This window comes from Brevibacterium permense (assembly GCF_025506275.1).
Classification (GTDB): Bacteria; Actinomycetota; Actinomycetes; order Actinomycetales; family Brevibacteriaceae; genus Brevibacterium; species Brevibacterium permense_A.
This window is the reverse complement of record NZ_QYCP01000096.1, coordinates 23,899-36,502: the sequence shown is the minus strand read 5'-3', so window position 1 is coordinate 36,502 and position 12,604 is coordinate 23,899. Positions and strand designations below refer to the sequence as shown.

Annotated in this window: 13 protein-coding genes and 1 tRNA gene; 6 read left to right on the top strand and 8 right to left on the bottom strand. The window is 66.6% G+C overall.

From position 1 onward, the window contains the following. Positions 1-280 precede the first annotated feature (280 nt). Both D3I60_RS17790 and D3I60_RS17785 read left to right on the top strand, forming a co-directional pair. Positions 281-1,219: an SGNH/GDSL hydrolase family protein gene (locus D3I60_RS17790; protein WP_262778082.1), complete on the top strand. Its 939-nt coding sequence runs from the start codon at positions 281-283 to the stop codon at positions 1,217-1,219. After that, positions 1,216-1,980, top strand: a complete 765-nt coding sequence (locus D3I60_RS17785) for an alpha/beta hydrolase (RefSeq protein ID WP_262778081.1) — start codon at positions 1,216-1,218, stop codon at positions 1,978-1,980. Before D3I60_RS17790 ends, D3I60_RS17785 begins: the two co-directional genes overlap by 4 nt. Positions 1,981-2,128: 148 nt before the next feature. Here D3I60_RS17785 and D3I60_RS17780 read toward each other — a convergent pair whose 3' ends face one another. The 3 genes from D3I60_RS17780 to D3I60_RS17770 are packed head-to-tail and all read right to left on the bottom strand — an operon-like array spanning position 2,129 to position 4,532. Further along, positions 2,129-3,049, bottom strand: coding sequence for a tryptophan 2,3-dioxygenase (locus tag D3I60_RS17780; RefSeq protein WP_262778079.1), 921 nt, complete (start codon positions 3,047-3,049; stop codon positions 2,129-2,131). Positions 3,050-3,066: 17 nt separating this feature from the next. Continuing rightward, positions 3,067-3,411, bottom strand: coding sequence for a protealysin inhibitor emfourin (locus D3I60_RS17775; RefSeq protein ID WP_262778078.1), 345 nt, complete (start codon positions 3,409-3,411; stop codon positions 3,067-3,069). Continuing rightward, positions 3,408-4,532 (bottom strand): M4 family metallopeptidase, encoded by a 1,125-nt coding sequence (locus D3I60_RS17770; RefSeq protein WP_262778077.1) that lies wholly within the window; start codon positions 4,530-4,532, stop codon positions 3,408-3,410. The genes D3I60_RS17775 and D3I60_RS17770 overlap by 4 nt, the downstream gene beginning before the upstream one ends. Before the next feature lie 220 nt (positions 4,533-4,752). Here D3I60_RS17770 and D3I60_RS17765 point away from each other — a divergent pair, with 220 nt between their 5' ends. Both D3I60_RS17765 and D3I60_RS17760 read left to right on the top strand, forming a co-directional pair. Then, complete coding sequence (locus tag D3I60_RS17765; protein WP_262778075.1) at positions 4,753-5,394, top strand: ArsR/SmtB family transcription factor; 642 nt, start codon at positions 4,753-4,755, stop codon at positions 5,392-5,394. Then, positions 5,391-5,702, top strand: coding sequence for a hypothetical protein (locus D3I60_RS17760; protein ID WP_262778073.1), 312 nt, complete (start codon positions 5,391-5,393; stop codon positions 5,700-5,702). The genes D3I60_RS17765 and D3I60_RS17760 overlap by 4 nt, the downstream gene beginning before the upstream one ends. 93 nt (positions 5,703-5,795) lie before the next feature. On the opposite strand, the gene D3I60_RS17755 is transcribed toward D3I60_RS17760, so the two are convergent. Next, positions 5,796-6,998: a low temperature requirement protein A gene (locus tag D3I60_RS17755; protein WP_262778071.1), complete on the bottom strand. Its 1,203-nt coding sequence runs from the start codon at positions 6,996-6,998 to the stop codon at positions 5,796-5,798. A gap of 162 nt (positions 6,999-7,160) precedes the next feature. On the opposite strand from D3I60_RS17755, the gene D3I60_RS17750 reads away from it, so the two are divergent. Next, positions 7,161-8,486, top strand: coding sequence for an MFS transporter (locus tag D3I60_RS17750; RefSeq protein WP_262778070.1), 1,326 nt, complete (start codon positions 7,161-7,163; stop codon positions 8,484-8,486). 25 nt (positions 8,487-8,511) lie between these two features. Here the strand turns inward: D3I60_RS17750 and D3I60_RS17745 are convergent, their stop codons facing one another. After that, positions 8,512-8,805 carry a hypothetical protein gene (locus D3I60_RS17745; protein ID WP_262778068.1) on the bottom strand — a complete coding sequence of 98 codons (294 nt, stop codon included), beginning with the start codon at positions 8,803-8,805 and terminating at the stop codon, positions 8,512-8,514. On the opposite strand from D3I60_RS17745, the gene D3I60_RS17740 reads away from it, so the two are divergent. Continuing rightward, positions 8,783-8,992 (top strand): hypothetical protein, encoded by a 210-nt coding sequence (locus D3I60_RS17740; protein ID WP_262778066.1) that lies wholly within the window; start codon positions 8,783-8,785, stop codon positions 8,990-8,992. The two genes, D3I60_RS17745 and D3I60_RS17740, sit on opposite strands and share 23 nt — an antisense overlap. Positions 8,993-9,157: 165 nt before the next feature. Here the strand turns inward: D3I60_RS17740 and D3I60_RS17735 are convergent. The 3 genes from D3I60_RS17735 to D3I60_RS17725 form a co-directional block, all read right to left on the bottom strand. After that, positions 9,158-9,233: transfer RNA gene (locus D3I60_RS17735), tRNA-Thr, on the bottom strand. Positions 9,234-9,501: 268 nt separating this feature from the next. Then, entirely contained in the window at positions 9,502-10,362 is an 861-nt protein-coding gene (locus D3I60_RS17730; RefSeq protein WP_262778064.1) for a DsbA family protein, read from the bottom strand. Positions 10,363-10,565: 203 nt separating this feature from the next. Further along, complete coding sequence (locus D3I60_RS17725) at positions 10,566-12,566, bottom strand: serine/threonine-protein kinase (protein ID WP_262778495.1); 2,001 nt, start codon at positions 12,564-12,566, stop codon at positions 10,566-10,568. Positions 12,567-12,604: the final 38 nt, after the last annotated feature.

Here is a 12,604-nt window from a genome sequence, read left to right as displayed (position 1 = left end):
TGCTCCTAGCGAGGGGGTCGGCGACGACGTCTGGCTGCGGTGTCGAGTCTACGCCACTCGATGATTCCACTCGGTGACCTCGGGGCCGTTCGCCGCGTTGGCTCACGGCCGCGGCCGGGGCGAGTTCCCGCCCTCTTCCCTCCCAATTGCTACCTGACGGCGGCTCAGCAACCTCGCGCGAGGTTGCTGAGCCGTCGTCAGGTAGTTCTGGGGGCGGATGGGTCCGCGTCGGGTCCGGCGTATAGTCTGGATGAATCGCACGAAGAGAGAAGGATCCCTGATGCTTGAGCCGATCACCTCATACGTCGCAATCGGAGACTCGTTCAGTGAGGGTCTGATGGATCTCGACCCACGGGTCGAGGATCGGTACCGCGGCTGGACGGACCGGCTCGCGCTCATGCTCACCGAGTCGTCGGTGGGCAGCCCGGACCTGTCCTATGCCAATCTGGCCATCCGAGGTCGGCTGCTCGACCGCATCGTCGACGACCAAGTACCGCAGGTGATCGAGATGAAGCCGGACCTCGTGAGCCTGTGCGCCGGAGGCAATGACTGCCTGCGCCCGAAGGCCGATATCGATGCCCTGGCCGCGAAGTTCGAACGAGCTGTCATCGCCATGCGTGAGGCCGGCATCGAGGTGCTCATGTGCAATGGCTTCGATACCGAGTTCAGCACCCCGCTCATCCGCGCGGTCCGTCCTCGAGTGGGAATCTACAACGCCCATCTGTGGTCGATCGCGCAGCGGCACGGCTGCCACATGGTCGACCTGTGGGGGCTGCGTTCGCTCTACGCCGCGGAGATGTGGGCCGACGATCGCATCCACCTGTCGACGAAGGGCCACCATCTCGTCGCCGAGCAGGCTCTGGCGACCTTGGAGAGCGGCCGCTCCCTGCCGGTCAAGGGCTTCGGCGTTCCCGCCCGTCCGACGCGGGCGATCCGCGAGGTGATGAGCGAGGAGTCGCGCTGGGCCCGGGAGTACCTGGCCCCGTGGGTCGGTCGCCGTCTGCGCGGGCAGTCCTCCGGTGACACCTTGGACCCGAAGCTGGCGGAGCTCACCCGCGTCCGCGACCTCGTCGAACGCTCGCGCGAGGTCGACCGTGCCAGGGAGAACGGTCAGACAGGCGCCGCCGGCGAAACGGGCGCTGCGGACCGGACCGGCTCGGGCGAAGCTCACGCAGGTGAAGCCGGTGGGGTGAACGCACCTCGGGGTTCCGAAGGATGAACGTCGAGTCCGTGCGCATTCCCGAACTCTCCGCCGCCGGGACCACCATGGCTCCGTCCTTCCGACACGCCTACGGGGACTCCCCCGAGCAGTTCGTCGAGGTCTATGGTGACCCGGCGACCGCCTCGGCGACTGTAGTCTTCGTCCACGGAGGCTACTTCCGACCCCGCACCGATCTGTCCCATGCCCGACCGTTGGCTCGGGAGCTGGCCGAGTCGGGAGTGCTCGTCGCCTCCGTCGAGTATCGACGCCTCGGCGGGCAGCCGCTCCTGCTCGACGATGTCACCGCGGCCATCGAATCGGTGTGCGCCGAACTGCCGCGCTGGGGTGTGAGCGAACGAGCGCGGGACAATCTCATCGTCTCGGGCCATTCGGCCGGTGGCTGCCTCGTCCTCGCCTGGGCTTCGCACCTGCCCGACGAGGGACCGCGGATCCGTCTGCGTCCTCTGGCACCGGTGACCGATCTGCTGCGGGAAGTCGAGGGCAGCCTCGGCGATGGAGCTGTCCTCGACTATATGGGCGTACGGCCAGACGACGATCTGGAAGCCTACCTGCGCCACGATCCGCGATCTCGGGCCGCCCTCATCCCGGCACGCGTCGACGTGCATTCGATCCACGGGGATGCCGATGCCACCGTCAACGTCGAATTCTCCCGTGTCTTCCCCGCCGCCCGGACCGAGCTGCCAGGTGCGAACCATGCCGATGTCATCGACCCCGACTCCCCGTTCTTCCCGCAGGTGAGGAACCTGCTCCTCGGCTGAGGAACCTGCCGCTCAGCCGAAGAGCCTGCCGCTCAGCTGAAGAGCCTGCCGCTCGACCGAGGGCCGACTCCACAGCAGAAGAGCCGCACCGGTGAAGCCCGAAGGCTCCGCCGACCCCACCGGCTCCACCTGCCCTCGAACGGGCACCTCAGATCCCTTCGGAGCTGATTCCGGGACCGTTCTCGATTCCGGTGCGGATGTCGAAGAGTTCTGGAAAGAACGTGAGATCGAGCGCCTTCTGCAGGAATCCGACTCCGCTCGAACCGCCTGTACCGCGTTTCATGCCGATGATCCGCAGCACCGTTCGCATGTGCCGGTAGCGCCAGAGCTGGAAGTTCTCCTCGAGGTCGACGAGCTCTTCGCAGCTCTCGTATTCCTGCCAGTACTTCTGCGGGTTCTCGTAGATGATGCGGAAGACATCGCACAGTTCCTCATCGAAGGTGTGGGCGACCGATTTGTCTCGGTCGAGGAGCCGCTGCGGCACCGGAAGACCACGCCGGGCCAGGCAGGCGAGGAACTCGTCGTAGATGCTCGGTTCCTCGAGGTACTGCTCCAGGGCCGCACGCGCCGCGGGCTCTCCGTCGAAGACCGGGAGCATGGCCCGATTCTTGTTGCCGAGCAGAAACTCCACGGCCCGATACTGCCAGGACTGGAAGCCGGAAGCACGGCCGAGCTGGTCGCGGAAGCCGACGTACTCACTCGGCGTCAGCGTAGCGAGCACGGACCACTGCTCGGTCAGGGTCTTCTGGATGTGTTTGACGCGAGCGATGCGCTTGAGCGCGGTCTGCAGCTCATCGGCGGCGATGAGTCGCCGGGCGTCGAGGAGTTCGTGGATGACGAGCCGGAACCACAGCTCCGTGGTCTGGTGCTGGATGATGAAGAGCAGCTCATCGTGGTGTTCGGGACTGCTGACTGGATGCTGGGCGCCGAGGAGACGGTCGAGGTCGAGATACGACCCATACGTCATCGATTCCTTGAGGTCGGTGTGGACTCCGGCCTCAAGGTCGCGTTCGTTCTTCTCGGCCGTCGTCCGAGCGTCTCTGCCCGGGTCATAGTTGGTGTCGGTCATGATCTCCAGCATAGGGGTCAGCCGGGTTGTCGCCTCTGCGGTTCGGCGACTTCCCGGACGTCATCGACGAGCTGCTTCCACTCCGGCGGCATCTGAGACTCGCCGAAGCGGACTCGCCCGTACCGGCTCTCGATGAGGTAGGCGAAACGGTCGGCTCCCGCCGCCTGCGGGGCATCGTCACTGTGCGTCACACCATCGCTCTGCCCGCTGTCGGACCAGGGAAGTTCGGCGATGCGCGGGCCCAAGTCATCGCGTCGGGTGCTTGCGTCGATGTCGACCTCCCAGACGAGCAGCATCCCGCCGATGCCGCCGGAGCGTTCGACAAGCAGATGCCCGAAACCACCGGCAGGCTCCTCATTCACCAGCTGCTCCCCTGGTTTCCGCGGGCCGAACCTGCGTGGGAGATGCCCACGGTTTCCCACCCGGACACGATCGCATCGTGAACGTCGGATCCGGCTCCGAACTGGTCGGCCGCCTCGGCGATGGTGAGTTCTGCGAACTCCGCGAAATCGGTGCGCTGCGTGATCTCAGCCCCTGTGAGGACGGAGTACCAGACCTGTCCGACGCTTTCCCAGGCCGGGCCGCCCACGGCGATAGCCGCGAGCGCGAACGCCCGGTTCGGGATCCCGGAGTTCAGGTGGACCCCGCCGTTGTCGGAATCGGTGGTGACGAAGTCGTCAATATGCGCCGGCTGCGGGTCCTTGCCGAGGACGTCGTCGTCATAAGCCGAGCCGGGTTCGATCATGGAGCGCAGGGCACGGCCGGTCACCTCGGGGGTGAAGATTCCGGCACCGATGAGCCAGTCGGCGTCCTCGGCATTCTGTCCCGCGTCGTGCTGTTGGGTCAGGGCGCCGAAGACATCGGCGCAGTGCTCGTTGAGCGCTCCCGGCTGGCCGAAGTACTCGAGGTCGGCGGTGTGGCTGATGACGCCGTGGGAGAGCTCGTGGCCGATGATCGACAGCGAACCGGTGAACCCGGTGAACACTTCGTCGTCGCCGTCGCCGAAGACCATGAGACGGCCATCGAAGAAGGCGTTGTCGTAGTCCTTGCCGTAGTGGACGCTGGCCATGAGCGGCATTCCCGCGCCATCGAGCGAATCGCGCCCGAACACCTCGGAGAACAGCGAATACGAAGCACCGAGCCCGTCATAGGCCTCGTTGACCGGCTCATCGTCAACGGGCTCTTCGCCCTCGGAGCGGACGAGTTCGCCGGGCAGCACCTCGGTGTTCTGCGCATCGTGGACGAGGCGCTGCAGGCCCGCCGGAGCGGGTGGGGCGAGCGCGGATTCTTCTCTGCCGAGATCGGCCGGAGGGGTATAGCGCAGTCCGGCCAGGCGCAGGTTCCGACAGCTCTCGTCGGACATCCGGCAGCTTGCCGCGGCGGCCGCGGCCTTCGGGAATCGCTCGGTGCCGCGCTCGGCGATCGCATCGAGAAGGTAGGGCGGGACGACACTGTGAAATGGGACGACGCTCTGAGAGACCATGACTCCAGCGTGCCACTTTCAGCGACGAACCGATAGGGAACCCGGCGCATTCGCGGCGGACTCCGGCACATCCGCGCCGGGCTCCGGCGTTCAGCCCGATCGACCTGGCCGCGCCGAGGCCTCAGCCGATGACCTGGCCGCGTCGAGGCCTCAGCCGATGACCTGAACACAATCCAAAGAAAGTATTGCAAAGACGTCTTTGCAATTGTATCTTTGCATTATGAGCGAGGACACCGGACACGACGCCACTCACGAGATCACCCACCCCGACGGCGTCCGCGAGATCAGCACCTCGGCCCTCAAGGGCCTGGCCCATCCCCTGCGGATGGCGATCTACGACGCGCTGTCGACCCAGGGCCCGCAGACCGCGACGAGCCTGGCCAAGCGCCTCGGCGAGTCCTCCGGTGCGACGAGCTATCACCTGCGTCAGCTCGCTCGGCACCAGCTCATCCGCGAGGTCGAGGTCGAGGGCGAGCGGAGCGGTCGGGAGAAGTGGTGGGAGAGGATTCCCGGGGCCATGAAGGTGCCGGGCCCCGAGCGTGACCTCGACCCGTCGGCACGGACGGCTTCGTCCTATGTCAACCGAGAGTTCGTGCGCAATCAGCATCGCAATTTCGAAGACTTCATCGACGCGGCCTATGACGGCCAGCGGATGTCGAAGTCGTGGATCGCAGCCTCGGTCAGCGAGACGAGCAGTCTGCGCCTGACGAAGGAACAACTCGCTGAGATCGCCGCCGAGTTCGAAAGGACCACTATGGCCTTCATCAACAAGTACCGCGGCCGCAATGATCCGGGCTCCCGCCCGGTGCAGATCCAGTTCAACGCCTTCCCCCTGACCGATGGAGAGGAAACCCCATCATGAGCACGCTCACCGCACCCATCCGCCCTCCTCTGGACGGCATCGGCACTGCCGACGGCGGGGCATCTCAACAGCACCGCATCGTCGAACGCACCATCACCGTGACCAGGGAATTCGTCGTCGACAGCGGCGAGGACACCAAGGCCAGGGCATCCGGCCTCGATGGTCTGGTTCTGCGCCTGGCGCTGTGGCTCATCGAGCGTCGCCGCGTCCGGGCCCTGCACGTGCAGGTCGACTCCGCGGAGATGTCGCGTCGGGTCGACCAGGCCAAACAGAGGCACATCGACCGCTATCACGGTCTGCCGTTCTGACGAGGACGCGGAACGGACCGGCACTCCCGTTCTGTTGCACGTGGTCGCGCGAACTCCTCCCCCGGCCCGCGCGCGCCCCTCAGCGGGGCAGGCTCACCGCACTGCCGCCTCGGTGCCGGTCTTGCCACCGTCGTTCAATGGAGGGAACAGGACGAGTGTGATGACGATGATGACCATGAAAAACGTCGTGAGGAACGTCGGGACCGGGATGATCGGGTCAAGGAGGACGAGCAGCGCGCAGGCCGGCACAACAGTGTTGACGACGGCGTCGGCGTTAGCGCGGATGGCGAGCACCCACACCCCGAGGACGAACACCGCGATCGGCACCGAGACCGTGAACGTCGCCAGCACCGGATTCAGAGCGCTGGCACCGAGCTGCGAATCGGCTTCCACTCCGACCCCGGCCGAGAATGCACCGGCGGCGGCGAAGATGAAATAGTGGCCGTAGCCGTATTTGAGCGATCCGCCGAGGCTGTCGATCGCCCGGTGATGCGGCGGCCAGAAATAGATCCACCACATCGCGGCGGTGACGATGAGGCTGAGGACGCCCAGCGAGATCAGCGGGACGATGTCGTCGACCTCGCCCAACGCTTCGAAGACGGTGTTCGCCGAGGCCAGGAGGCTCTCGCCGAGGACGATGATCGTGAAGCAGCCATAGCGCTCGGTGATGTGGTGCGGATGCCACGGAGTCTTGCCGCGGGCTTCGGCGATGACCGGCACAGCCACCTCGGCGAGGATGAGCACGACGAGACCCACGGACCGGATCATGGGGTCGTCGATGGCCAGCCACATCACCCACAGGATCTGGGCCAGACCGATACCGGCCGCGTAGATGATCGTCGTCCACCGTGCGGCCCCGGCACCGCGGGAGGCCCGCAGCCATTGGGAGATCATGATGATGCGCATGAGCACGTAGCCGCCGATGAGCAGCCGGTAGTCCTCGTTCTCGAAGACGGGGCCGATGCCGGCGGCGAGGATGAGCACCCCGCCCATCTGCACGATCGTGAGCACTCGGTAGAGCCAGTCGTCGGTGTCGAAGGAGGTCGCGAACCACGTGAAGTTCATCCACGCCCACCAGATCCCGAAGAACACGACCAGGTAGTTGACCACCCCATCGCCGAGGCGGCCCGCAGTGATCGTGTCATGCAGGTGTGAGGACGCGATCGAGACGGCGATGACGAAGACGAGGTCGAAGAAGAGTTCGAGCGTGCTGGCCGCCCGCCCCTCTTCACCCGGATCGCGCGGACGCATCGGACTGAGGCGGAACCGTGGTGCGGCTGAGTGCTGTGCGGTCATGGGATCCTCAACGGTCGGAATGAGTGCTCGCACATTCTATGGCCGACTGGCCGACACCTACACCCCGCCGCGCTGGCCCCACTGGTGCACAACATACCGCACTGCCGCTCTCACCTCGGACTCCGGGAATGGCTTCGCCCCCGCCTCAACTAAACTTGCCATGTGCTCAAACCCATCCTGTGGCCGGTGCTCGTGCCGTTCGCCCTCTTCGCCGTCGGCCTGGGTGCGATCATGCCGATCCTCGTGCTCGGGGCGCTCTCGCTGGGATCGACACAGGCGTTCGCCGCCGCCATCGTCGGCATCATGGGGGCTGTATCGCTCACGGCCACGGTGCCGGCCGGGATCCTCATCGACCGTCTCGGCGATTTCCGGGCCATGTTCGTGGCCACGTGCGCGGCGATCATCGTGCTCGGCTCCATCGTCGCCGCCTTCATCTGGGATTCGCCGTACTCGCTGCTCGTCTACACGGTCGCGCTCATGGTCTTCGGCCCGGTCTCCGATGTGTGGAGCCTGGCCAGACAGGCCGTCGTCGCCGAGGTGATGCCGCCGGCCGACCTCGCGAAGGCGATGACCGCACTCGGCGGCACGCAGCGGGTCGGCAACCTCGTCGGGCCGATGATCGGCGCCGGCCTCATGCTCATCTTCCCGATCTGGTCCGTGTTCGTCTTCTCCGGCCTCACCGCCGTCGCCGCTATCGCGATCATGACCCTGCCGATCGCGCAGATCCCCGGCTTCGAGGACCATCCCCACCGCGCCGCGGCCGCCCCGACCTCCAGTGCGGACGATCCCTCCCCCACCGAGGCGGCCGCCCCCGACGCTGCGAACGGTCCGGCACACGGTGACGTCGCCCCTCCTCGGCGGGGGAAGAAGGATCGCCGGCCGCCGCTGGACGTGCGGTGGAAATCGGTCATCCTCACCGGCGTCACGATCATCGCACTGGCAGCGGCCCGCGCCGCCCAGCCGGTCGTCGTTCAGCTGTGGGGCGTCGAGATCGGTCTGCACAAGTCCTCGATCTCGCTCATCATCGCCTTCGGCGCCGGACTCGAACTCATCGTCATGTTCCTCGGCGCGTACATCAAGGATCACCTCGGTCGGGTCGCAACCCTCGTCGCGTGCCTGTCCATCTTCGGCACCGGGTTCGTCATCATGGTGGCAAAGCCGGACCTCGCCGGGATGGTCATCGCCGCCGCGGTCATGGCCTTCGGCAATGGCCTCGGCGCGGGCGTGAATATGACGATCGGCGCGGACCTCTCTCCCGCGGTCGGGAGGCCGCGGTTCCTCGGCATCTGGGCGATCTTCAACAACGGCGGCAAGCTCGGCGGGCCGACGCTGCTGTCCCTCATCATCACCGTGACCACCCTGCGGTTCGGGGTGCTCTTCCCGGGACTGCTCGCCTTCCTCGGTGCGGTGTGGATCCTCATCTGGGCCCGTCAGGTGGGTCTGCCCGGAAGGCGGAGGCGCCGGCTCGACCCGCCGTCCATGGACTGATGCGCTCGTCTTCCTCTTCCTCCAGTCATGGTTCGCCGCCGCCGTGGTCCGTCGCGTCGTCGGGGTGCCCACCGGCTGGCCGCGCACGCTCGCCGTCGGCCTCGCCATGAGCGCCGTCGTCGCCGTGACCGTCCAGTATCTCTACCGGGCAGGCACCGGGCGGAACGACTCCGGGCTCGGCGTTTCGCCCGGCGTGGCGGTACTGTTCATGGTGCTCGCCCTCGGGCGGATCTTCGCCCTCGACGTCGGTGCCCTCGTCATGCTCGAAGCGGCGTTCCCCTCTCGCCGGGACCGCCGTGGCGGGAGCGATCATACTCATCACCAGCGACGAAGGCCTGCAACTGACGCAGGACATCCACCTGTACTCGTTCTTCGGCTGCGTGCTGCTCTTCGGCGGCTTCGTGCTGAGCATGCGCTCCCTCATGCTCGAGTTCCGCCGCGACGGCCAGATCCAGCCGTCGCCCCTTCACCGCCACGGCGCAGCATCCGAGCTCGCAAGGGCCTAGCGGCTGACTTCAGGTCAGTATCGGATACTTTTCGCCAGTAGAAATGTCCGATAGCGACCTGGACTCGGCGGCCAGTGTCCGATAGTGACCTGGATTCAGTCCTCAAGCACGCACAGAAGAAGCCCCGCGCTCACTGTTTCCAGCGATGCGCGGGGCTTTCCCGAGTGGAGCCCCCTGTCAGACTCGAACTGACGACCTTCGCTTTACAAGAGCGGTGCTCTACCAACTGAGCTAAGGAGGCGTGGTGCGCACCGAGCGTGCGCGCCTACACGATAGTAGTCCATGGCCGGGCCCGGCCACAAAACCGCGGGGAACGAGTCCGGCAGGACACCGTCGCCGAGGCGGCCCCGACCTTACCGTAGGCAATCCCCTTCCGATAGGCACCTCCCATCCTGCGGGGACGACGAAGGCCGGGCCCCACCTCGGCGGGGTCCGGCCTCCACTCGTGCACTGCCGGGCCGAGCGCTGCCCCGGACGATGTCCGGTCCAGCCTCGGACAGGAACCGGACTCAGCCCTTGAACTCTCCGGTGGCCTTGAGGATCTCGGTGGCCAGAGCCTGCGAGTCGCTGGTCTTGTCGGTGTGCTTGCCGTTGATGAGCACCCACGGGGTGGCTTCGACACCGTCGTCCAGAGCGGTCTGGCTCGACTGTTCGACGAACTTGTCGAAGGTGCGGTCCGTAACGCAGGATTTCACGGTCTGCTCGGGATCGGCCTTGAGCTTCTTCGAGGTGTCGACGCCTGCTTCTTCAGCCACCTTGAGCAGCTCCTCGTCGGTGCGACCGTCGGCGCCTTCCTCGGGCTGCTGAGCGTAGAGCGCGTCGAAGAGGTCGATGGCCTTGTCCGGCTGGCTGTCGACGACACAGGCGGCGAAGTTGGCCGCGCGGGTCGAGTACTCGTTTCCGCTGGACATGCGGTCGAGGAACGACACCGGCTTGTAGTTGACGACGATCGAGCCCTCATTGGCGAGCTTGCGCAGCATGCTCGCGTTGCCTTCCTCGAAGGCCTTGCAGCCGGGGCACTGGAAGTCGAGGTAGACGGTGACCGTGGCGGCGCCCTTCTTCGCACCCTCCTCGGTCGGAGCCGGCAGATCCGATTCCTCACCTTCCGGCATCTTCAGCGGCTGCACTAGCGTGTTGTCCTTGCCCACGGTGATTCCCTCGGAGACATAGTTCGAGGGGCTGACAGCGGGTTTGCTCTGCTGGAACACGAGCACACCGACCACAGCGAGCACGGCGACGACGACCACTGCGATCCCGGTGTACAGGATCGTCTTCGCCGTCTTCTCCTTCTTCGCCTGATTCGCCGCGATCTGACGGGCGTTCTCGCGTGCGCGGTTCCGCTTGTCGTCCGCGGAGTTGTTCTTCGCCATTGTTCCTCACGTTGGATCGTCTGACATCGGTGCGGCCTGAGGCCCGAACGGTGCGGGACGGCTTCCGCGACCCGACGGCACCACTGTACCGAAACAGGTGCTGCCCCGACTCCCAGAAACATTCAAGGTTCAACTACAATATTCAACCACTTCGGAACAGCAGCGACGAGTTCCGGGCGGCTGCTGCAGACTCACCTGACTGCTCACACCGGTCCGGGCAGATAGTCGAAGGGGTTGATCGTCAGCGGCCACCAGGACATGGCCGCCCCCGACTGGATGACCATGACGGCGAGGATGACCAGCAGGGCGATCACCGCCAAGGCGATGAGGCGGCCGAGCTGATTTCGAGTGGCTCCAGAGACGAGCAGACGTGAGCCGAAGCGCAGGCTCGAGGCTCCCGGCCCGACCCACAGCACCAGCGAACCCGCGGCGCCGGCCGCCCACACCGACCATTGTTCGGACGACCCGCTGGGCACGATCCCGGCGATGTCGAGCCGGGTGAGCACGAGCGCGGCGGCGGCCGCGATCGCCGGCAGGATGAGCGAGGCCACCGAGGTCAGGATCGAGGCCAGCACAGCTCCCGGCGCCGAGGCGAGCGCCCGGAAGAATCCGCCCGAATCCGTTCCGCGGTCGAACCGGTACCGCTGGACCTTCCGGTCCAGACGTGTGCCGGTGCGGGCGAGCACCGACCAGATCAATGCGACGACGCTGACGACCAGCGGGCCGAGCGGCATCACGGCGACGGCCAAGGCGACGAGTCCGAAGACGACCCAGCCGCCCGACTGCACTCGTCGGTACCCCATCGGCGTCCACGGCTGACCGCCGGGCTGCATCTGCTGACCGCCCTGCTGCAGCGGCTGGCCGCCGGGCCCCATGCGCTGGCCGCCGGGACCGGACTGGTCGCCCCACTGTCCCTGGGCAACCTGGCCATGCTGTCCGCCGGGACCGTTCGGTCCGACGAGGTTCTGCCCATGACCGGGTTGGACGAAGCCGGAACGACCGAGGCCGGCACCGGCCATCGGGGAGCCCGGGCCTGCTTGGATGCCGCCGTTGGGGTTGCTGATCGGCGGCGCAGTCGCCTGCTGCGGCGGCTGCCCGTGAATCTGCCCGGGAGCGTAGCCCGCTCCCTGGTTGGGCCCGACACCATGACCGGACCCTGCATGATTGGTCGGTCGGCTGGATCCGGGGTACTGCGGCTGCCCGCTGCCGGAAGGGCCGGCTCCCGGGTACCCCGTGCCCGCAGCCAAAGCCGCACCCCCGAGCGCTGCACCAGCGGCTCCGGCACCACCGTGACCTGAACCGCCGAGACCGCTGCCACTGTCGTCGACGGCAGGCATGACCGCAGTGCCGCTCGATGTCCGCTGCGGACCACCCGAGCCGGCCCCGCTGCTGGGACCGGAACCGAGCTGCGGCATCCGCCCGGACTCGATGTCGACGAGAGCGTCGAGGATCATCTGCCCCGACGGTCTCCGTTCGGGTTTCGGGTCGAGGCAGGCGGAGATGAGCGGAGCGAAGTTCTTCGGCGCCCCGTCAAGGTCGAACTTGCCCATGGCCACACGACCGAGCACGGCTTCCAGAGGTCCGGAGCCATAGGGGTTGCGGCCGGTGGCGGCGAACGCCATGGTCGCGGCCCACCCCCACCAGTCGGTCTTCTCGCTCGAGGCTCTGCCGTCGGCGATCTCCGGCGACAGGTAGCCGGGGGTGCCCATGACCAGCCCCGTGGCAGTCACGCGCACTTCGTCGGCGACCTGGGCGATTCCGAAGTCGATGACCATCGGCTCACCGTCCATGATCATGACGTTCGCAGGCTTGAGGTCGCGGTGGATGACGCCGGCGTCGTGGACGGCGTTGAGGGCGTCGAGGAGTGCGTGGCCGAAGTGGACGAGCTCATCTTCGGCGAAGGGGCCGTTGTCGCGGACGTCATCGGACAAGGTCTGCCCGTCGACGAATTCGGTGATGATGAACGGCTGCGCGGAATCGAGTTCGGCGTCGAGGACCTCGGCGATGCGAGGGTGGCGGATCCGACGCAGGGTGCGGGTTTCGCGGGCCAGACGCTTCCTGGCGGTCTCGTCATTGGCGATGTGCGGATGGAGGACCTTGACCGCGACCGGGTTGTTTCCGCCGTCGACACCGAGGTAGACGACGCCCATGCCGCCCGAGCCGAGCTCCTCGATGAGGCGGTAGCCTCCCAGTTCCTGATCCATCACCTGGCCAAGCCTAGTCGAGCGGGTACAGTTCGTTC

What these genes read in the sequence shown, in the direction of transcription:
- D3I60_RS17790 (WP_262778082.1), top strand. Translation starts at nt 281, where the DNA reads ATGCTTGAGCCGATCACCTCATACGTCGCAATCGGAGACTCGTTCAGT.
- D3I60_RS17785 (WP_262778081.1), top strand. Translation starts at nt 1,216, where the DNA reads ATGAACGTCGAGTCCGTGCGCATTCCCGAACTCTCCGCCGCCGGGACC.
- D3I60_RS17780 (WP_262778079.1), bottom strand. Translation starts at nt 3,049, where the DNA reads ATGACCGACACCAACTATGACCCGGGCAGAGACGCTCGGACGACGGCC.
- D3I60_RS17770 (WP_262778077.1), bottom strand. Translation starts at nt 4,532, where the DNA reads ATGGTCTCTCAGAGCGTCGTCCCATTTCACAGTGTCGTCCCGCCCTAC.
- D3I60_RS17765 (WP_262778075.1), top strand. Translation starts at nt 4,753, where the DNA reads ATGAGCGAGGACACCGGACACGACGCCACTCACGAGATCACCCACCCC.
- D3I60_RS17760 (WP_262778073.1), top strand. Translation starts at nt 5,391, where the DNA reads ATGAGCACGCTCACCGCACCCATCCGCCCTCCTCTGGACGGCATCGGC.
- D3I60_RS17755 (WP_262778071.1), bottom strand. Translation starts at nt 6,998, where the DNA reads ATGACCGCACAGCACTCAGCCGCACCACGGTTCCGCCTCAGTCCGATG.
- D3I60_RS17745 (WP_262778068.1), bottom strand. Translation starts at nt 8,805, where the DNA reads ATGAGTATGATCGCTCCCGCCACGGCGGTCCCGGCGAGAGGGGAACGC.
- D3I60_RS17730 (WP_262778064.1), bottom strand. Translation starts at nt 10,362, where the DNA reads ATGGCGAAGAACAACTCCGCGGACGACAAGCGGAACCGCGCACGCGAG.
- D3I60_RS17725 (WP_262778495.1), bottom strand. Translation starts at nt 12,566, where the DNA reads ATGGATCAGGAACTGGGAGGCTACCGCCTCATCGAGGAGCTCGGCTCG.